This is a genomic window from Thermocrispum agreste DSM 44070 (assembly GCF_000427905.1).
In the GTDB taxonomy this organism is placed as follows: domain Bacteria; phylum Actinomycetota; class Actinomycetes; order Mycobacteriales; family Pseudonocardiaceae; genus Thermocrispum; species Thermocrispum agreste.
In genome coordinates, this window is sequence record NZ_ATYX01000009.1 from 25,246 (window position 1) to 44,597 (window position 19,352).

The following is a 19,352-nucleotide window of genomic DNA, read 5'->3' on the forward strand; positions in this document are numbered from 1 at the left end:
AAGGCGGTCACGTGAATCTGTTGCCCTACTTCGATCGAGTTCTCCCGGACGACGCCGATCGCGCCACGCTGCTCGCTCGCGTGTTCGACCCGGAGTGCGGCGGCCCCTGTGTGGCGGCGATCCGTGGCACGACGGCCGTCGACATCACGTCCGCCGAACCGACCGTTGCCGGCCTGCTGGAGCGCAGCGACGCGGTCGACGTGGTGCGGAACCACGACGGCGGCACCACGTGGCAGGTGCAGGACCTGCTGGAGGCCACGCTGACCCGGGACCGCTCTCGCCCCCACCTGCTCGCCCCGGTGGACCTGCAGGTGCTGAAGGCGGCGGGCGTGACGTTCGTGCGCAGCATGCTGGAACGGGTCATCGAGGAACGCGCCAAGGGCGACCCGGCCAAGGCCGAAGCCCTCCGCACACGGCTTGCCGAGGTCATCCAGGGGCACATCAGCCAAGTCCGGCCGGGCTCGGCGGAAGCGCAGCGGGTCAAGCAGGTGCTCGTCGAGGAGGGCCTGTGGTCGCAGTACCTGGAGGTCGGCATCGGGCCGGACCCGGAGATCTTCACCAAGGCACCGGTGCTGTCCGCCGTCGGCGCCGGCGCCGAGATCGGCGTGCTGGAACGGTCGACCTGGAACAACCCGGAACCGGAACTGGTGCTCGCGGTGACCTCGGGTGGCACGCCGGTGGCGGCCACCCTCGGCAACGACGTCAACCTGCGTGACTTCGAAGGTCGCAGCGCCCTGCTGCTGCCGGAGGCCAAGGACAACAACGCCTCGTGCGCCATCGGCCCGTTCCTGCGGCTGTTCGACGAGCAGTTCACGCTCGACGACGCCAGGCAGGTCGAGGTGACGTTGGAGATCACCGGCCAGGACGGCTACCACTCCCGCGGGGTGAACCCGGTGAGCGAGATCAGCCGCGACGTCACCGAGCTGATCCGGCACGCCTGCGGCCGCCACCACCAGTACCCCGACGGCTTCGTGCTGTTCACCGGCACGATGTTCGTCCCGACCGACGACCGCGACGAGCCGGGCAAAGGGTTCACCCACAAGAAGGGCGACGTGGTGTGCATTTCCTCGCCCCGGCTGGGCAGCCTGGTGAACGTGGTGACCTACGCCGAGCAGGCACCCGAGTGGACGTTCGGGATCCGCGCCCTGATGACCAACCTCGCGGCGCGCGGGCTGCTGCGGGGTGGCGCCGAGGAGACGGAAGCAGTGGCATGACCAAGATCGTCGTCACCGACCACAAGTTCCACGGCACCGAGCACGAGGAAGCGCTCGCCCGCCGGTTCGCCGCCGACTTCTCGGTGCACCAGTGCACCACCGAGGACGAGACCGAGGCGGCCGTGGCAGGCGCGAACGTCGTCTTCGTCAACTTCGCCCCCATCACCGCGCGGGTCCTCCGCGCCATGGCTCCCGGTGCCACGGTGATCCGCTACGGAGTCGGCTACGACAACGTCGACGTGGCGGCTGCGCGGGACCTCGGGGTGTCCGTGGCCAATGTGCCCGACTACGGCAGCGACACGGTCGCCGACCACACGGTCGCCCTGCTGCTGGCGCTGTTGCGGAAGCTGCCCGCCTACGACCGCCGGGTCCGCCAGGACGGCTGGTGCGCCCCCGGAGACCTCGGCCCGCTTCCCGGGTTGTCCGAGACCACCGTGGGCCTGGTCGGCATCGGGCGCATCGGGATGGCCGTGCACCAGCGGCTTCGCGCTTTCGGGTGCACCGTCTTGGCCTACGACCCGTACGCCCGGACCGACGTCGGCACCGGCGACGGACCGCGGTTGACCGACCTGCCGGACTTGCTGAGCGCATCCCACGCGATCTCTCTGCACGCCCCGCTGACCAGCGAGACCAAGCACATCCTCGACGCGGATGCGTTCGGCAGGATGCGCCGGGGCGCGATCGTGGTGAACACCTCCCGCGGCGGGCTGATCGACCACGACGCATTGGCCGATGCGATAGAATCGGGCCGGATCGCCGCGGCCGGCCTGGACGTGGTCGATCCGGAGCCGCTGCCGCACGAGTCGCGGCTGCGCGCCTTCCCCCAGGTCTTGCTCACGCCGCACGTCGCGTTCTACTCGGATTCCTCGCTCGACAATCTGCAGCGGCTCGCGGCCGAAGAGGGGGCGCGGGCCCTCGCCGGTGAACCGTTGCGGTGCAGAGTGGTATGACCCGAGCGACGTCGAGGAAGGACACGATGGTGAGCCAGGGAATCGATCCACGCACCGGACAACCGGTCGGAGAGCCCATCCCCGACCACACCGCCGAGGACGTGCACGCGTGCGTCGAACGAGCTGCACAGGCTGCCGAGTGGCTGGCCGGCGCCTCCTACACCCGCAGGGCGGGCATGCTGCGCGCACTCGCCACGGCGGTGCGGGATGCCGAGGACGAGCTCGTCGCACTGGCGGATGCGGAGACCGCGCTGGGCAAGCAGCGGCTGGTGGGCGAGCTGGCCCGCACGGCGGCGCAGCTCGACATGTTCGCCGACGTCGTCGAGGAGGGGTCGTTCTGCGAAGCCGTGATCGACCACGCCAACCCCGATGCCGTCCCGCCGCACGGCGACCTGCGCCGGATGCTCGTCCCGCTCGGCCCGGTGGCGGTCTTCGCCGCGAGCAACTTCCCGTTCGCCTTCTCGGTGCTCGGCGGCGACACGGCCAGCGCCCTGGCCGCCGGCTGCCCGGTCGTCGTCAAGGCGCATCCCAGTCACCCCGGGTTGTCGAACCGGGTGGCGGAGATCGCTTCCCAGGCGTTGGCCCGCACCGGCGTGCCCGCCGACGTCCTGCAAGTCGTGCACGGATACGAGGCCGGACGACGACTGGTGACCCATCCGGCGATCACTGCGGTCGGCTTCACCGGGTCGACGACGGGTGGCCGGGCCCTGTTCGACCTGGCCAGTCGACGCCCCGACCCCATTCCGTTCTACGGCGAGCTGGGCAGCATCAACCCGGTGGTCGTCACCGAGGCGGCTCTGGCGGCGCGGCGGGAGGACATCGCAGCCGGGCTGGTCGGTTCGTTCACGCTGGGCAGCGGGCAGTTCTGCACCAAGCCCGGGCTGGTGTTCGCCCCGGACGACGAAGCCTTCCGTAAGGCCGTGGCGGACCACGCCCGGTCGGCGCAGCTCGTCCCGATGCTGGACGCCAAGATCCACTCGGCCTTCCAGGACGGGCTCGCGGCTTTGTGCGAGGTCCCGGGTGTGACACCGGTGTTGGGCCCGGAGCGCGTGGAAGGCGCGGGTTATCAGGTGCGTCCGACCGTGTTGGCCGTCGACGTGGAGACGTTCCGGGCCCATGCCGCGAAGCTCACCGAGGAGTGCTTCGGCCCGGTCACGCTGCTGGTGTCCTATCGCGACGCCGCGGGCCTGAAGTCCGCGCTCGACCTTTTGCCGGGCAGCTTGACCGGCTCGCTGCACGCGGAACCGGACGATCCCGCCGCGGCCGGTCTGCTCGGGATCCTGCGAAAGAAGGCAGGGCGGATCATCGTCAACGGCTGGCCGACCGGCGTGGCCGTGACCTGGTCTCAGCACCACGGCGGCCCGTGGCCGGCAACCACCTCGGTGCTGCACACCTCGGTCGGTGCCACGGCCATCCGGCGCTTCCTCCGCCCGGTGGTCTACCAGAACGTGCCGGACGACCTGCTGCCCGCAGAGCTGCAAGAGGCGAACCCGCTGGGCATTCCGCGGCGCGTCGACGGTGCCCTGCAGGCCGGACCCGCGCGGTAGGGCGGCGTCAGCGGTCGGGGACCGTCACCGCTGGAGTGTCCGCTGCCGGACTTGCCGACGTGATGCCGGGCTGCGGCTGGCCGGGATCCCGGCCAGCCGCAGCCACAACCAGATCGGGCGCAGCGAACGCTTGAGGGGATAGCGGCGCAGATCGTCCCGGAAGTCCTTGCGCCGAGGCGAGCGAACCCATGCCGGTTCACGGCCGATCGGCGCCCGATGCCACGTCGCCTCGCCCCTGGTGGCCTCGGCGTCCGCCTGCCACGTGCCGGCACCTTCCGCGTCGAAGGTCAACACCCACTCGAACCCGGCCCCACGGCCGGGGCGGTAGCCGGCCGCCCGCAGCCGTCGCAGCGCGTCGACCTCGGGAAAGCCGGTCAGCTCCGTGTCGGCCACCTCGACGACCGGATCACCGAACGGATCGGGTGGGCCCAGTGTGCTGGCCCTGACCACCACCTCTTCATGACTGCCCACTGCCCGGTAGACGAGCCGGCAGCTCAGCCATGCGGGCGGCAACTGGGGGACGACGGCGTCGGCCACACGATCGACCAGCGCGGCCTGCTCCTCCGCGGCGAGCGGCCGGGCGTGAGGGCCGTACTTCCTCGAGTACTTCTCCTCGATCTCCCAGGGGTGGCGTTGTTTGTGGACGCGGAAGCGGACGAAGAAGCGGAACTCGAAGACGAACTTCTCGTCGGTGTTCTCCAGGTGAATGGGCGCGTGCTCGGCCAGCCACGCCCCGACCGCGTTGTCGCGGCCGAGCAGGCGGGCGGCGACGTGCTGCAGCACGGTGTCACAGGCCAGGACCACGAGCACGTAGAGCACGAACGCCACCGCCGTGCACGGCACGGCCAGCAGCCCCGAGCCAGTCCAGTCCCGGAAGAAGGCGTGGAAGCCGGTGGGGATGTCCCATCCGACGACCTTGACGAGTTCGACGAGCAGCCCGCCGTATCCGGCGATGGCCACCCGCGTCGCGACGCCGGCCAGCCATCGGAGCAGCTTCCGGCCGCGCAGGAACGACCAGTCCACCGCAAAACCGGCGACCCACCTGGCGAACTTCATGATCACCGACAGCAGAGCGTAGCTCCCGGCCGCCACGGCGACCGCGGGCCGGAAATCCGTGGTCGTGACACTGACCGTGAACAAGAACGTCGTGAACGACGCCAGCGCCACCTGGGTCGTCCACGTGGCGTAGATCAGGCCCCAGCCGACGATGCGCGCCAGGCGCGAACGTTTCCGCCTGTCCCCGCCGGGTGCCCGGAGCTGGGTCCAGGACACCGCGAGCCAGAAGACCAGCATCACGACGCCTGCGGCGAGCGCCAGCTCGTGTCGCGTGTCCGGGGACGCGTCGCTGAACGCGGCCACCATGTTGAGCACGAAGACGGCCAGCAGGCAGCCGATCGGCACGATCAGCACCAGGGCAGCCAGGATCACGCGCGCAGCGACCCGCGCGACCGCCGAGATCATGATCGGAGGCTATCCCCGGTGGCCGACGGAGAAGATCGCTTTCGCCGCTCGGTCAGCCGAATGCCGCAGTCGTTCGGCGCGGATCAGAACGCGTCCAGCTTGCCGCGCGTTTCCTCCTCGCTCGGCGCGTTCTGGCCGGGCTCGTCCTCGTCGTCGCCGGAAACGAGGTCGATGCCTTTGCGGATGCCCCCGGTCACCACCTTGATGGCCGACGATGCGGCGCCTGCGCCACCGTCGTCGAGCGCGATACCGGTGCCGTCGTCGGTGAGTTCGCCGGTGAACACGCTCTTGCGCACAGGTTCCCGGGAACGTTCGACCCCGATGAGGTTGCCGTCGTCGTCGTAGCGCTCTCGGTAGACGTCGCGCTGGTAGCCCTTGCGGAAGCCGTCGTCGACCAGCTCTTTGGTCTGCTTGTCCCCTTCGCCGACGGAGTCGGTCTCGACGTAGGTGCCCTTCAGATCCCCCAGGGACGGGCCGTTGATCTTGCCGTCGGCGTATTTCCTGGCCCCCTTGAAACCGGCCTTGACCACCGACTCGCCGACGGTCTTGCCGATCTTGCCGGCAACCTCCGTGGCCGCCTCGCCGATCAGCCGGCCCGCGACCTTGCCGAACATCTTGCCGAAGGCCTTGCCGGCAAGGTCGCCGAGGAACTTCTCCACCTTGGCCATGAACTTGGCGATCCGGCCGAGGATCCTGGTGAGCTTCTCGACATATTTCATGATCTTGGGGAAGGTGATCGCCAGTTTGGCCATCACTTCCGCCATGCCTTCGGCGATCGACGCACCGAACGTCACCACGCTTGCGGCCAGCCGCGGCACCATGATTTTGATCGCTTCCGCCACGAAGTCGGAAATCAGCGATTTGACGACCGTTTCGACTGTCTCCATGAGCAAGGCCGAGCTCTGCAGCACCTCGGCGACCCGGACCGAGGCCGCGCTGACGCCGTTGATGCCGTCGGCGAACTCGGCCAGCGCCTTCTTGCCTGCCTCGGAGGCGTCGCCTGTCCACTCCTTGAGGCGATCGTCGGAGACCTCGCACAGGTTCTTGCCCATGTCCTCCAGGCCCTTGGCGATCCCGACGAAGTTCTCCGCGCCCTTTTTGAGTGCCGGCCCGTCACCGGTGACGAAGTGCAATGCGTCCTGCAGCGGGGTCACCACGGCCAGCAGCATGTCCAAACCGTTTCCGACCAGCCACGCGATCGGGTCCGACGCGAAGCTGGTGATGTCCCCGACCGCGCTTGCCACGAAATCCGTGGTGTCGAGGACGACGTTGGCGGCTGCGGTGGCGACGTCGCCGACGCCGGCCTGCCCTTGCATCAGGTCCGCGACCGAGGTCGCCAACCCGGCGGTGCTCTTGGCCATCGCGAGCCGTTCCGACCCGAGCGGTTCGGCCTTGACGATGTTCTCGGCGTACTCCTGCACAGTCGGATCGGTCGACTTCAGCTTGACGTTCTCGGTGGCGTCTTCGACCTCGGCCATCAGTCATCCCCCAGGCGCTCGGCGATCGACTTGAACGCGCCGGCGATCTCGTCGTCGGTTTCCGTGTAGACACGTGCCGCCGCGGAGAACTTCTCCCCGGCCTGCCTGCAGCCCTCCTGCATCTGGTCGAGCAAGCCCTTCAGCGAGCCGAGCATGTTGGTGTAGCCCTGTTTGGTGAACAGCCCGACCGCGCCCCACGATTCATTGCTGACGTCGGCCTTGTCGACCAGTTCCATGAACTTCCCCGCCTGCTCGGTGTACTGCGGCAGGTCCTTGGTGGCGAAGTTCTTCATGACCTCGGCGTCGACGACGAAACCGGCCCCCTCCATGGCGGTCCTCCCAGTGTTGTGCCATCCCGCCAGCATCGTACGAGATCGGCATGAAGATCGTTGGTTGTCGCCGAATTGGTTTGCACAGGTGAACCGACGGGTATTTCCGGCGCACGTCCAGCTCGTGGCGCTTGCGTGAAATGTCTCAAATCGCGACGGATTCCTGCTCGTCCTCGTCAGTCGATTCGCTGCGCCGGAGCTGAACGAAGTGACCGGATTCGTTCGCGCGGTATACGTCAGCGGCGTCCACGTACATGCCGACAACGCGGAGCTGACCTGCCGCCTTTGCGGCCGCGACCACGGGATTGCGGTTCACATGCTCCAGTTGGTGCAGGACGTTGCGCAGGGCCAGGCGGTCGGCCGGGTCGGCTGGAAGCGCACCGTCGAGGGTGGGGTGTTCTCCGCCGGCCGGAGGCGGGGCATGCTCGTTCCGGGCCCGCATGGCACGGCAGCCGGAGTGCCCGCACACCACGATCTTCCGCACGTGGAGGACACGCACGGCGAACTCGATCGACGCGACGACGGAACCGGCGGGCCCGGTACGAGCGGTAGGCACGGTGTTGCCCTCGGTGCGTACGGTGACGATGTCACCCGCTGGGGCGGGCGGGTGCAGATTCGGCAGCACCGGTGCATCCGTGCACGCAATGACCAGAGCGCCGGAGCGGGACATCGCCTGTGGCAGCCCGGGCCCGGTGATCGTCCTCTGGCCGCGCTGCCGCGGCGCAAGGGCATGCAGCCATGCCCGGAAACCTCCTGAAGTGTGGACCGGCGCCCCTTTCCGGCCGAACCATGTGTGACCGACTTCGATGACGTTCACCCGGCCGCCCGCACGCTCGTGGCCGTGTTTCCAGGTGGACAGGTACTCGAACGCGGCATGGTCCACGTAGTCGGCGACGAGTTCGATCGTCACCACCGACCCTGCCTGCACTGAGCCGAGAACGCGCGACAAGCGCGGCACGGCCAGCGCGGTCACGGCTCCCTCGATGCTGACCCGCCATCGTCCGGGCCCGGTCTCCTCGCCATGGATCCGGGCCCTCACCCTGCGGTGCAGCGTCAGCAGCAGCGACACGGCGATCCCGGTCAGCACGCCGACGAGCAGGTCGAGCACGACGACGCTGATCAAGGTCACCGCGTAGACCGGCAGGTCCCCGTGCGCACGCACCGTTCCGATGTGGTGGGGTGCGACGAGCTTGGCACCCACGTGCACCAGCAGCCCGGCCAGCACCGCCAGCGGGATCTGTTCGAGCAGGCCGGCCAGCAGCGCCACGAACAGCAGGATCCAGACGCCGTGCAGGATGGCGGAGGCCCTGGTGCGCGCCCCGGCCGCCACGTTCGCCGAGCTCCGCACGATCACGCCGGTGACCGGCAGGCCGCCGCACGCACCCGAGGTCATGTTCGCCAGGCCCTGCCCGACGAGTTCCCGGTTCAGCTTGGCCCGGGGACCGGAGTGCAGCCGATCGACGGCGACCGCCGACAGCAGCGACTCGACGCTGGCGATGAGCGCGACGGTCAGCGCGGCCATGAGCACCTGGGGCCAGCCTCGCTGCGGGAGTTCGGGAACGAGATCCAGGGAGAGCAGCCCTCCGGCTACGTCGACCCGGCTGACGTCGGCCGAAGTCAGCGCGGCGACGACCGTAGTCGCCGTCACCGCGACGAGCGGGCCGGGAACGTGACGCAACGGCGCAGGGACGCGTGACCACACCAGCAGCACGGCGATGGTGCCCACACCGAGCAGGACCGCGGTGTCGTGGTGCCCGGCCAGTTGGCCGGGCAGGTCGGCGATGTTGGCCAACGCCGAGCTCTGCGGGCTGCCGCCCAGCACGATGTGCAGCTGGCTGAGCACGATCGTCACCCCGATCCCGGCGAGCATTCCGTGCACGATCGCCGGGGAGATGGCCAGGGCGGCCGTGGCGACCCGGCTGAGGCCGAGAGCGATCTGGATCGCCCCGGCGATCACGGTGATCAAGCAGGTGACCGCCCACCCGAACTGGTCGATGGTTTCCGCCATGACCACCGTCAGGCCGGCCGCGGGACCGCTGACCTGCAGTGGCGATCCGCCCGCTGCGCCTGCCACCACTCCCCCGGCGATCGCGGCGATCAATCCGGCGGCGATGGGCGCGCCGGAGGCCAGGGCGATGCCGAGCGACAGGGGCACGGCGACCAGGAAGACCACCAAGGAGGCCAGGACGTCGTGCCGGGCGATCGTGCCTGCGACGGTGCTCAGCGCACGGTCACCGGACGTGCCGGGCCGAGCGGTTCGCCGTCGGTCGCGCGTCGCTGTTGGGGCCACCAGGTCCTCCGTCCCGCTGAGATCCGTCTTCCGAGCCGACAGCGACGGCGACTCTTCTCTTGTCCTTCCAGGAAAGCATGACCGATGTTGATCATGGTGAGGGCAGCGGCCCGGTGACGGCCGGAAGGACACAAGATCGTCACATGACGCAGGGCCTGGCGGCCCGCGTGCACGGAATGAGGTGGCCCGATTCTCACCCCGCAGCGGTACGTCACCGCCCGGCCCGTCACGGATCGTCACGAATCTCGGTCGATGCACCACCATCGGTGAAAATCACGTGACGATCCGGTCAGATTCGCTCGCTTCCGGTTCGGCGCCGCCACCGCGCTCGCCGAGCCAGCTGGCCGCGAAGGACGCCAGGTCGGCCACGGCGACGTACTGCTGGTCCTGGTCGCGGCGCTTGCTCTCCCGGATCAGCTTCTCCAGCGCCGCACGGGCGCGACGTAGGCGCGAGTCCAGCTCGCTTCGCGCAGCTTGGAGTCTGCGTTCGTAGCCGACGATCTCGGCGGCATGCTCCCGCTCGATGCGGCGTACTTCGTCGCGGTGCTCTTCAGCGAGCTGCTTCATGGACGCCGTGGCGGATGCCGTCGCCGCAGCGATCTCTTTGGCGGCTTGTGATCGGGCCTCGGCGATCCGGGCGTCGGCCGCGGCCCGCGCGCGGTCTCGCTCCTCGACGGCGGAATCGGCGCGCTGTCGTTCCTGCTCGGCGCTGCGCTGCGCGTCAGCGAGCTGCCGGCGCAACGCTTCCACGGTCGCCTGGCAGGCGGCCAGCTCCGCCTGGGTTTGCGCCAGCCGCTCGCGGTCGCGTTCGGCGGCTTGTTCCGCCCGTTCTGCCCGGCCGGCGTGCTGCTCCGCGGCCGACTGAGCGCGAGCCGCCTCCGCTTCCGCCTGCCGTTGGCGTCGTTCGGCCTCCTGCGCGCGGCGCTCGGCTCGCTCTCGCTGCTTCTCGGCCTCCCGCTGCGCTTGCTGTGCCGCCTCGGCTCGTTCCTCGGCCTCGCGCCGCAACCGGGCGTCGGCTTCGGCACGGCCGAGAGCGTCCCGTTCGGCGGCCTCTGCGGCCTCGGCTCGGGCAAGCGCGGCCTTGACGGTCTCGTCCAGGCGGACTCGCACGCCGTGGAGCGTGTCGGTGAGGCCGGCGATCGCACCCTCGGGGCCGAGCAGTTGCTGCACGGTGGTCACCTGCTCGGTGAGCAGATCCAGGTCGGCGTTCGGGACGGCTTCGGCGCCGAACACCTGCCGTACCTTCTCCAGGGCCGGCCCCAGCTCCGCGCAGGTGATGCCGTACTCGGCCTCGAACCGGCCAGTGCCGTCGGCGCAGTACTTCCGCGGCCGCGAGCGCCCCTTCTGTTCCGGCAGCACCTGCTGGCAGCACTGACAGCGGTTGACCGGCCGAGCACCGCCTCCGCCGGAGGCCTCGTGCGCATCGGGGGTGCTGGTCACATCGCCTGCATCCCGGCCTCCGGATGCACCGACCGCACCAACCACACCCGGCGCGTCTGCTGGGCGTGCGCCGCCAATGCCGGCCGCTCCGGTCTCCCCGGCCGACGCTGTCGCCTCACCCGACGCTGTCGCGTCGCCCACGCTCGCATCACTCCTGCTGTTCGCGTGCTGCGCTCCGTTCTCGTTCGACATCTCGTTCCTGCCTGTGTTTTGCCTGCTCCTGCCTGGCCGCCGGACCGCGCCGTCCGGCGCGGCAGATCCAACGCCGTTCCTCCGTTACACGTCATCCTACTTGATCTAGTTTTGTAGTTGATTGCTACTATCTCTAAATTAAGTCTGATAGGTAACAGGAAAGGGAGGGGTGAGAATGACTGTTCTCACCCCTCCTTCTGGCGCGGGAAAAAGACGGATCCCCCTCCGACCGGCACCCGGAGCTCTGCAGGGGCACCACGGGCTCTGTAAGGGGGCACCAGGGAGCTCTGTAGGGGACGCCACGGAAGCAGGAAGCGGCGCGGCGTGGGACCGGGAGACGCGGAAGCAACCACGTGGGACCGGAGGGCGCAGGTGCAACCGAGTGGGACTGAAGGGCGCAGGAGCAACGAGAAGCGTTCGTCAGGCGCCGCGACATTCGCGACGTAGGCGACGTAGGCACCGTCGGGAATGCGAGCGCAGCAAGCTCACGAAGTCGTGCGCCCGTTGATCAATGGATTGCCGCCGCGGGCTGTCCGTGACGTAAGGTCAAGATCGAGAGCCATCGTCCGTGGAGATGGAGACGTCCTCGTGACCGCGCTGGGCCCCCAGACGACCGACCGCAGCCATGTCCGCCGTTGACCTCACCAGCCCCGGATCCGGGTTGGCCGGGCTCGGCCCGGCCGACGGCGGCGACATGCGCGACATCGCCGCGGCCGTCGACCTCCTCCCCGCCCTGCCGCCGCCGGACCCGAGCGACCGCTACCACGTCCGCACCCTGACGGTGCTGTGGCTAGTCAGGCTGAGCGAGACCAGCCGCCGCAGCTACTACCAGGCACTGGCGGACTGGCTGGCCTGGTGCGACCGCCACGGCGTCGACCCGCTCGCCGCGCGCCGCGCGGACCGCGATGCCTGGCAGGCGGGCATGACCTCCCGCAAGGTCGGCCCAGGCAACGTCGTCTCCACGATCCCGGCGTCACCGGCGACCGTCGCGAAGCGCCTGGCCGTCGTGTCCAGCTGGTACGCCTACCTGGCCGAGAACGACATCGACGTGCGCAACCCCGCGGCGGGCGGCAGCAGGCCCAAGCCCCCGGCACGGTCGCGCCTGCCCGCACTGTCCGCCGACGAAATGTGCGGCTTCATCGACTGGCTGATCCGCCGCGCCGAACGGCTCGGCACCGAAGCGGCCTGGCGGGACGCCGCGCACCTTCACTTGCTGTTCGCCACCGGCCTGCGGGTCACGGCCAGCTGCACGGCCGAGTTCAAGGACATCCGCTTCGAGTCCGGCTACTGCGTGCTCTACTACCGCAAGAAGTCCCGTACCGCCGACGACTGGGACTTCGTGCCCTTGTCCGAGCACCTTCTGCAAACGCTCACCCGCTACTGGACGCTGCGCGCTCGCCGGGAAAGCGCCGAACGAGGCAAGCTCGTCACCGTCCAGGACCTCGAAGGCCCGCTCTTCGTCTCCACGCCCCATCCGCACCAGCCGGAGCGCACCGGCGGCGCGCCGCTGAATCAGAAGCACGTGCAGCGGCGGCTGCGCACGCTTGCCAGGCAAGCCGGACTGAGGTGCGCGGCGACCATCACGCCGCACTCCACCCGGCGCACGGCGGCCACCGTCGCGCTCGCCAACGGAGCCACCCTCGCCCAGGTGCAAGACCTGCTCGGACACGCCGATCCGAGAACGACGCGCCAGGGATACGACGCGTCCATTCACCGGCTGGAAACGAGCGCGGTCTGGACGATCGCAGACGTCACGGCCAACGGAGCCCCGGCACGAAAGCCGACTCCGCCCACCGCCGCGCGCTGACCGCAGAGGCACCCGGCACTCCGGACTCCCACCCGGGATCGCGCAGCCCACCGGCTTCCGCCCGGTGATGCACCCCTTCGGATCCCCACCTGGCCGCGCAGCCCACCTGACTCCCACCACGGATTCACACAGCCCACCGGACTCCTACCTGGTTCACCCAGCACAGCCGGTCCTCGCCCAGCGTTCACACAGCACAGCCGACCCCACCCGGGCGCACGCCTCAGCCATGGCCGGTGCCGTCCGGGCTTGTCGGTGCCAGTCGGTGCCAGTCGGTGCCGCCGAGTGCGTGTGACCGTGCTTGTCACCATCCGGCCGCCCATCGATGCTGTGGGCGTGCTCGAGCACGTTCTCGTCCTGCTGGCCGGAATCGCGGCAGGTGCCCTGAACGCCATCGGCGGCGGTGGCACCTTCGTGGCGCTGCCCGCCCTCGTCGCTTTCGGCCTGCCGCCCGTGACCGCCAACGCCGTTTCCCGGGTCGCGCTGGTGCCCGGGGCCATCACCAGCGCGTGGGTCTACCGCCACGACCTGGTCTCGCTCGGCACCACGTCCACCAGAACCGTCACGATCGTCAGCGTGCTCGGCAGCGGTGTCGGCGCCGCCCTGCTGCTCGTACTGCCCTCGTCGATGTTCGACGCCGCCGTGCCCTGGCTGCTCGCCTTCGCCACCGTCGTGCTGGCCTTCGGGCGGCGACTGTCCCAGGCGCTCAGCGCGGCGCTGAACCGAACCGTGGCCATGAGCCCGCGCGCCGTCCTGGTCGGGCAGTTCGTCGTGGCCGCTTACGGTGGCTACTTCGGTGGCGCGGTCGGAATTCTGATGGTGAGCCTGTGGAGCGTCGGCCTCGGCCTCGATCCCGCGGTCAGCAACCCCATGCGCGTCACCCAGCTCGCCGCCATCTTCCTCAGCGCAAGCGTGCTGTTCCTCGTCGCCTCGGATGCGCTCGACGCGTCGACGATCCTGGTGGTGATGCTGGCCGGTGCGATAGCGGGCGGCTTCCTCGGCGCCCAACTGGCACGGCGCCTGCCCGCCTGGCTGCTGCGTGCGGCACTACTGGCAACCGCCGTCACCACGACAGTGCTCTATTTCCTGCGCGGATGACATTTCCTGCGCGGATGACGTGCAGGTCAGCGCCAGATCGTCACGTACACCGGCGGTTTGAAGCGCGACGGCGGCACGCCACTGCTCGGCGACTTCATCACGTGCATCGCGCTCGGTGTGCTCAGGAAGTGCCGCAGCGAGTTCGCCGCGGCCGACCGCCGATCTGCCGGCAGAGTGCTGACATGCCAGCACACCGGCATCGGTGTCGCGGGCGTGGGCACGACGGCAAGCTCCTGCCTGCGCAGCTCCGCCGCCACCAGGTGCTCCAGCGCCACCGTGACGCCCGCACCGCGAGCTGCCGCCGACCACGCCGCGGTCTGATTCGGGAAGACCTGGACCGCCGCGTCCGGCACGTTGAGGGCACGCAACAGCCGGCTCGTGTCCGTCTGTGGATCGGCTCCCGCCGGGTCCACCAGCCACTGCCAGTGCGATGGCGGCCCCTCGTATCGATGGCGTGGTGAGCCCACGACCACCAACTTGCTCTGGAAGATCGGCACGCTGTCGATCTCCTGCCCCGGTTCGCTGTCCAGGCGCGGCCCGATCGCCACGTCGGCCAGCCGGTTGGTGATCAGCACCGGCATTTCCGACACCTGCGCCAAGCCCGCCGTCGCCTCGATCCGGCCAGCCAATCGCTTCCCGAAGGCCTCGAACAGCGGGTTGGCGACGAACTCGGCGAACTCGCTGGTCACCGCGACCTGCAGGCGCTCGGGTGCGCCGTTGGCGCGCCGCACCGCCGCCTCGGCCTCGGCGCCGAGCGCGACCATCTGGGACGCGATCGGCAGCAGCTGCCGCCCGCCCGGCGTCAGGGTCATGCCGCCGGCCCGTTTGATCAACAGCTTGTCCCCGTGGTGCTGCCGCAGCGCCGCCAGCGCCTGCGACACCGCAGGCTCGCTCACCCCCAACGCCTTGGCGGCGTTGGTGACCGATCCGAGCCTGGCGACGAGTACGAACGCGTTGAGCTGGGCTAGGGTCACATCACTACATTCATCGTGATGCTGATCACAAATCAAGCCTACTTAATCGAACCCTTAATTCACCACGTCGAAAAGCCCCGACCGGGCTAGCTTGGGATCCAGCGGCCCCGCGACCCCGCAACGAAGGGGAGGCAGTCATGGCGGACGGCAGGCAGCACGCGGACGAGGCGGTCGAAGTGCTGCGCGACATCTGGCGGGCCCAAGGGCAGAACGTCGCCGAGGTGTTCGCCGAGTCGGGTGGCAAGTCGTGCAAGCGGATGGCCGCCGTCGGGTACGCGGAACTCGCCGGTGACACCGACGACCCGGTCGGAGCGTGGAAGGCGCGACTGGCCAGGGAGGGCAAGCTGCGCCCCGGCGGCTCGCTGCGTGAGCTGGTCCTCGGATCCGGCGACCCACCCGGACCGGCCGGCACCGGCACCCACCACCGGGCCGGTCACCACCCCGGTCAGCGGGCCGACGAGCAGGACCACCACGACTCCCACCACCACGCCCACGGCACGGAACACCACCAGCCCCACGGCAAGGAGCGTGCATGGACTACCCGCAGACCGTCGGCGAGCTGACCGACGCACTTCGCCGGACCGGGTATCTCGCCGACCGCGGGTTGTCGACCGCGTTGCTGGTCGGCATGTCCTTGCACCGTCCCGTGCTGCTGGAAGGCGAGGTCGGGGTCGGCAAGACCGAGGTGGCCAAGGCACTGGCCGCCACGTACGGCAAGCAGTTGATCCGCCTGCAGTGCTACGAGGGCATCGACACCAACCAGGCCCTCTACGAGTGGGACTACACCCGCCAGCTGCTGCACATCCGCGCGTTGTCCGAGCACCAGCTCGCCGACTCCGCAGCGGTGCGCGCGCTGTTCGGCCCCGAGTTCCTGCTCGAGCGGCCGCTGCTGGCGGCGGTGCGGGCCGGGTCGAACGCGGTGTTGCTGATCGACGAGATCGACCGCGCCGACGACGAGTTCGAAGCCTTCCTGCTCGAGGTGCTGTCGGACTTCCAGATCAGCATCCCCGAGATCGGCACGGTCACCGCCGGCGACCCACCGCTGGTCGTCCTCACCTCCAACCGCACCCGCGACCTGCACGACGCCCTCAAGCGCCGCTGCCTCTACCACTGGATCGGCTACCCGAGCCCGGAGCGCGAGACGGAGATCGTGCTGGCCAGGCAGCCGGAGATCCCCGGGACCCTGGCGAAGAAGGTGGTCGCGGCCGTCCAGCGCCTGCGCACGATGGACCTGGTCAAGCCGCCGGGGGTGGCGGAGACGATCGACTGGGCCCGCACCCTGTCGTTCCTCGGCGCCGAAGATTTGACCGAGGACCTGGCTGCCGACACGCTCGGCGCCGTGGTCAAGGACCGGGACGATCTGGACCTGGTCCGGCGAACACTCCGGGAAGTCACCTCCGGTGGGTAAGGCACCGTTCGTGGCCGCCTTGGTCGGCTTCGCCAGGGCGCTCCGAGACGCAGGCGTCACCGTCGGAACCGGTGACGTCCTGACCTACTGCGCGGCCATGGATCCGCTTGATCCGACCGACGTGGCGGACTTGTACTGGGGCGGCCGGACGACGCTGATCCGCCGGCACGCGGATCTGAAAACCTACGACGAGGTTTTCGCGCGCTACTTCCTCGGCGAAGACCTCAACGCTCCGGACGTGCTGCTGCGCATCCACTCCCCTGCGCAGACCTTCGGCGTGCTCAACGTTCCGCAGACCGAGCCAGACGAACCGATCGAGGAGCGCGAGGAACAGACGTCGCTCGGGCTGACCGCCTCCGACGTGGACATCCTCAAGGCGAAGGCATTCGCCGCGTGCACGGAGGACGAACGGGCGGCGCTGCGCAGGATCATGACCCGCATCCGGCTCACTCCCCCACGACGGCTGACCCGCCGCACCCGCCCGGCACCGCGCGGACGCAGGCCGGACCTTCCCCGGACCGTGCGCAACTCCCTGCGCACCGGCGGCGACCCGCTCCGCCTGCGCTGGCGGGCACGCCGCCACCGGCTCCGGCCACTGGTGCTCTTTCTGGACGTGTCCGGCTCGATGGCTGACTACTCCCGCGCGCTCATGCAGTTCGCCTACTCGACCCGGCGCGCGGCCGCCAAGGTCGAGGTGTTCTGCTTCGGCTCCCGGCTCACCCGGATCACCAGGGAACTCGAGGGCCGGGACCCGGACGCGGCCCTGGACAAGGCGTCCAGAGCCGTCGTCGACTGGGACGGCGGCACGCGCATCGGCGAATCGCTGCACGCATTCCTCCGCCGCTGGGGCCGCCGCGGCGTGACCCGAGGCGCGGTGGTCGTCATCTGCTCGGACGGCCTGGACCGTGGTGACCCGGAGCTGCTGGACACCGCGCTGGAACGGCTCAGCCGACAGTGCCACCGGCTGGTGTGGGTCAACCCGCATCTGGGCGACGATCCTGGCTTCCGTGCCCAGTCGCTGGGCATGATGGTGGCCGCGCCCCATGTCGACCGGATGCTGCCGGGTCACGACCTCCGCAGTCTCGAACGACTCGCGGCACTGCTGCCCGACCTGCGGTAGGAGGCACGATGATCCGTCTGGGCTCGGCCGCTGGATACGTCTTCGACGGCCCCCGTCTGCTGGCCGGCTGGTCTCCACCGAAGGAGCCGGGCGTGTACGCCGTGGTGTATCAGCCCGACCCCGGGCGCAAGCGGTACGCGGTGATCTACGTCGGTGAGTCGGACGACCTCTCCCAGGAAGGGTTCCCGTTCCGGCACCCCGCCGCACACCGCTGGGTGGAACGTGCCGGGTCGAAGTGGAAGCTGTCGATCTGCACGTTCCACGCCCCGGGCTGCACCGCCGCACACCGCGCGGAGATCGTCCGGGAACTCGTGGCCCACTACCGTCCGCGCTGCAACGTCGAGCGATACGAACGCGCCTGGAAAGACCACTGGATCGGGGCATATGAGGCTCCGACCACCACCGGTCCGCTGACCGAGCAGGGGCCGGAGCCCCGCACGCCCTAGCGCAGCGCGCCGCGGGACGTCGACCGGGCGGACGACACGACCCCCAGGGCGGCCGCCAGTGTGCATCCGCCTTCCCGACGAAACCGATTTTCACCGCGCGTGAGCGCTGCGCTGGTCCCCGACGCCGGAGGGCCCCGACCTTCGTGGCCATCCGGGAACGCGGGCGATTTCAGCGCGCGGCGACCACGTCGTCCGCAGGCGTGTAACCGACCGTCTCGTGCAGCCGCGTCCGGCGTACGCCCGAGGCCGGGCGGTTGACCGGCGGCTGCACGCTCGGGTCGACGGTCTGCGCCGTGGTGCCTGCCACGACACCTTCGGCCATCCCGTACAGCAGCGGGAGGGCACCGGCCACCACGCCGCCGGTGCGGTTGATGTGCTCCACCCCCGGGCCGATCAGCTTCGCGTGCCCGTGGATGGTCCGCACGGTCTCGGCGGCCTGTTCCAGATTGCCCGCGATGCGGGACAGCAGCGAGCCGGCCCAGAAGAGGTAGAACGCCAGCCCGGCGACGAGTAGCACGATGTCGACGACGGTCAGCAAGACGAGCAGGCTCATGACTTCACCTCCCCGAGGACGCGGCCGAGGAACAGGTGGTGCTGCAGGCCTTCGGCCAGCACCGCGTCCACCCGGGTCGCGGTTTCCGGAATCAGGGTCGTGTTCGCCGTGTTGCCGGCCGCGGCCGTCAGCGTCTCACCGACCGTCACCACGTTCCGGTCGATGACCTTCACCAGGTAGATCAGCAGGCTGAGCAGCGCGGCGACGGCCAGCACCACCACGAAGCCGGCGATGATCGCGATCCACCACAGCGTCTCGTCGGTACCCGTCATGACTCAACCCCCCAACCTGGCCCGGCCACGGGCGAGGCCTGCGACGATCACCTCGGCGTGATCGATGGTGGTGCGCAGCTGCTCGAGTGCGGCGGTGTTGTGCACCGCTCGCTGCAGCGGCTTGTTCAGTTCCTCGGCTTGCTGCCCGATCCGGCGGGCCAGCAGCAGGATGGGTGTGACCAGCGCGACGACGGCCAGCACCACGATCCCGCCGATGACGAAGCCGACGACCCAGCCGGTCACGTCGGTGTCGGCGGCTTGTGCGAGCGCGGTCATCTCACACCCCCTCGCAGAAGTCGCGTACCGGCTTGAGGTTGGCGTTCACCGAGGTCAGCACGCCGGGCACGGTCTCGGTGCGTTCGGCGATCGACTCGGCGCCGGCGTGGATGACGGCCAGCCGTTTGCGCACGTAGTTCAGATGCATGATGACCCGCAGCAATGCGACGGCGGTGAGTCCGATGATCAGCGCGGCGATGATCAGCGTGACCCAGGCGGCGGCAGGCATGATTCCTCCTCAGCCCAACAGCGTCCCGACGCTGCCCGCGTAGCGGACCGCGCCCACGGACACGTTCTCGATCGTTCGGTCGGTCTCGGCCAGCGCGTCCGGCACGCCGGCCAGTTCGTCGTCGAGCGCCCCGGCGGCCACCGCGATGTCGTCCACCGCGGCGCGGATCCGCTCCACCGCGGCGAGCACCCGGTTGAGCAGCGCGATCACCACCGGCAGCACCACGACTGCCAGCACCACGTTGCCGATCCACCACCACGTCATGGTTCTG

The 19,352-nt window shown here is 69.7% G+C and carries 20 protein-coding genes; 9 read left to right on the plus strand and 11 right to left on the minus strand.

Annotation, left to right across the window (positions count from 1 at the left end; translation table 11 throughout):
* Positions 1-11 precede the first annotated feature (11 nt).
* From YWY_RS0107490 to YWY_RS0107500, 3 genes are read left to right on the plus strand one after another with little or no spacing between them, the layout of a single operon-like run.
* Entirely contained in the window at positions 12-1,214 is a 1,203-nt protein-coding gene (locus YWY_RS0107490; RefSeq protein ID WP_028847105.1) for a fumarylacetoacetate hydrolase family protein, read from the plus strand.
* On the plus strand, positions 1,211-2,164 hold the full coding sequence (locus YWY_RS0107495; RefSeq protein WP_028847106.1) for a C-terminal binding protein: 954 nt from the start codon (positions 1,211-1,213) through the stop codon (positions 2,162-2,164). Before YWY_RS0107490 ends, YWY_RS0107495 begins: the two co-directional genes overlap by 4 nt.
* A 26-nt stretch (positions 2,165-2,190) precedes the next feature.
* On the plus strand, positions 2,191-3,711 hold the full coding sequence (locus YWY_RS0107500) for an aldehyde dehydrogenase (NADP(+)) (protein ID WP_084609118.1): 1,521 nt from the start codon (positions 2,191-2,193) through the stop codon (positions 3,709-3,711).
* Positions 3,712-3,735: 24 nt separating this feature from the next.
* On the opposite strand, the gene YWY_RS0107505 is transcribed toward YWY_RS0107500, so the two are convergent.
* The 5 genes from YWY_RS0107505 to YWY_RS23165 form a co-directional block, all read right to left on the minus strand.
* Positions 3,736-5,172 carry a hypothetical protein gene (locus YWY_RS0107505; protein ID WP_028847108.1) on the minus strand — a complete coding sequence of 479 codons (1,437 nt, stop codon included), beginning with the start codon at positions 5,170-5,172 and terminating at the stop codon, positions 3,736-3,738.
* An 83-nt stretch (positions 5,173-5,255) separates the two neighbouring features.
* Positions 5,256-6,650: a WXG100 family type VII secretion target gene (locus tag YWY_RS23160; RefSeq protein ID WP_051310013.1), complete on the minus strand. Its 1,395-nt coding sequence runs from the start codon at positions 6,648-6,650 to the stop codon at positions 5,256-5,258.
* On the minus strand, positions 6,650-6,979 hold the full coding sequence (locus tag YWY_RS0107515) for a type VII secretion target (protein ID WP_028847109.1): 330 nt from the start codon (positions 6,977-6,979) through the stop codon (positions 6,650-6,652). Before YWY_RS0107515 ends, YWY_RS23160 begins: the two co-directional genes overlap by 1 nt.
* Positions 6,980-7,124: 145 nt before the next feature.
* A complete protein-coding gene (locus YWY_RS20810) occupies positions 7,125-9,182 on the minus strand; it encodes a SulP family inorganic anion transporter (RefSeq protein ID WP_051310071.1) in 2,058 nt (685 codons plus the stop codon).
* Positions 9,183-9,542: 360 nt separating this feature from the next.
* Entirely contained in the window at positions 9,543-10,709 is a 1,167-nt protein-coding gene (locus tag YWY_RS23165; protein ID WP_051310019.1) for a hypothetical protein, read from the minus strand.
* A gap of 817 nt (positions 10,710-11,526) precedes the next feature.
* Between YWY_RS23165 and YWY_RS0107540 the strand changes: the two genes are divergently transcribed.
* Both YWY_RS0107540 and YWY_RS0107545 read left to right on the plus strand, forming a co-directional pair.
* Entirely contained in the window at positions 11,527-12,708 is a 1,182-nt protein-coding gene (locus tag YWY_RS0107540) for a tyrosine-type recombinase/integrase (RefSeq protein WP_028847110.1), read from the plus strand.
* A 288-nt stretch (positions 12,709-12,996) separates the two neighbouring features.
* Complete coding sequence (locus tag YWY_RS0107545) at positions 12,997-13,803, plus strand: sulfite exporter TauE/SafE family protein (RefSeq protein WP_245566595.1); 807 nt, start codon at positions 12,997-12,999, stop codon at positions 13,801-13,803.
* Positions 13,804-13,829: 26 nt separating this feature from the next.
* On the opposite strand, the gene YWY_RS0107550 is transcribed toward YWY_RS0107545, so the two are convergent.
* A complete protein-coding gene (locus YWY_RS0107550) occupies positions 13,830-14,777 on the minus strand; it encodes a LysR family transcriptional regulator (RefSeq protein WP_028847112.1) in 948 nt (315 codons plus the stop codon).
* A gap of 137 nt (positions 14,778-14,914) precedes the next feature.
* On the opposite strand from YWY_RS0107550, the gene YWY_RS0107555 reads away from it, so the two are divergent.
* The 4 genes from YWY_RS0107555 to YWY_RS0107570 are packed head-to-tail and all read left to right on the plus strand — an operon-like array spanning position 14,915 to position 17,751.
* The gene (locus YWY_RS0107555; RefSeq protein WP_028847113.1) at positions 14,915-15,340 is read left to right on the plus strand and encodes a hypothetical protein; all 426 of its coding nucleotides are present in this window, start codon (positions 14,915-14,917) and stop codon (positions 15,338-15,340) included.
* On the plus strand, positions 15,310-16,185 hold the full coding sequence (locus YWY_RS20820) for an AAA family ATPase (RefSeq protein WP_038044771.1): 876 nt from the start codon (positions 15,310-15,312) through the stop codon (positions 16,183-16,185). The genes YWY_RS0107555 and YWY_RS20820 overlap by 31 nt, the downstream gene beginning before the upstream one ends.
* Positions 16,178-17,305: a vWA domain-containing protein gene (locus YWY_RS0107565; protein WP_028847114.1), complete on the plus strand. Its 1,128-nt coding sequence runs from the start codon at positions 16,178-16,180 to the stop codon at positions 17,303-17,305. The genes YWY_RS20820 and YWY_RS0107565 overlap by 8 nt, the downstream gene beginning before the upstream one ends.
* Before the next feature lie 8 nt (positions 17,306-17,313).
* Positions 17,314-17,751, plus strand: coding sequence for a hypothetical protein (locus YWY_RS0107570; RefSeq protein ID WP_028847115.1), 438 nt, complete (start codon positions 17,314-17,316; stop codon positions 17,749-17,751).
* A 169-nt stretch (positions 17,752-17,920) separates the two neighbouring features.
* On the opposite strand, the gene YWY_RS0107575 is transcribed toward YWY_RS0107570, so the two are convergent.
* From YWY_RS0107575 to YWY_RS0107595, 5 genes are read right to left on the minus strand one after another with little or no spacing between them, the layout of a single operon-like run.
* Positions 17,921-18,304, minus strand: a complete 384-nt coding sequence (locus YWY_RS0107575) for a hypothetical protein (RefSeq protein WP_028847116.1) — start codon at positions 18,302-18,304, stop codon at positions 17,921-17,923.
* Positions 18,301-18,576 (minus strand): hypothetical protein, encoded by a 276-nt coding sequence (locus YWY_RS0107580; RefSeq protein ID WP_028847117.1) that lies wholly within the window; start codon positions 18,574-18,576, stop codon positions 18,301-18,303. The genes YWY_RS0107575 and YWY_RS0107580 overlap by 4 nt, the downstream gene beginning before the upstream one ends.
* Before the next feature lie 3 nt (positions 18,577-18,579).
* Positions 18,580-18,852: a hypothetical protein gene (locus tag YWY_RS0107585; protein ID WP_038044772.1), complete on the minus strand. Its 273-nt coding sequence runs from the start codon at positions 18,850-18,852 to the stop codon at positions 18,580-18,582.
* Between the two features lies 1 nt (position 18,853).
* Complete coding sequence (locus YWY_RS0107590) at positions 18,854-19,081, minus strand: hypothetical protein (RefSeq protein ID WP_028847119.1); 228 nt, start codon at positions 19,079-19,081, stop codon at positions 18,854-18,856.
* A gap of 9 nt (positions 19,082-19,090) precedes the next feature.
* The gene (locus YWY_RS0107595) at positions 19,091-19,345 is read right to left on the minus strand and encodes a hypothetical protein (protein WP_028847120.1); all 255 of its coding nucleotides are present in this window, start codon (positions 19,343-19,345) and stop codon (positions 19,091-19,093) included.
* Positions 19,346-19,352: the final 7 nt, after the last annotated feature.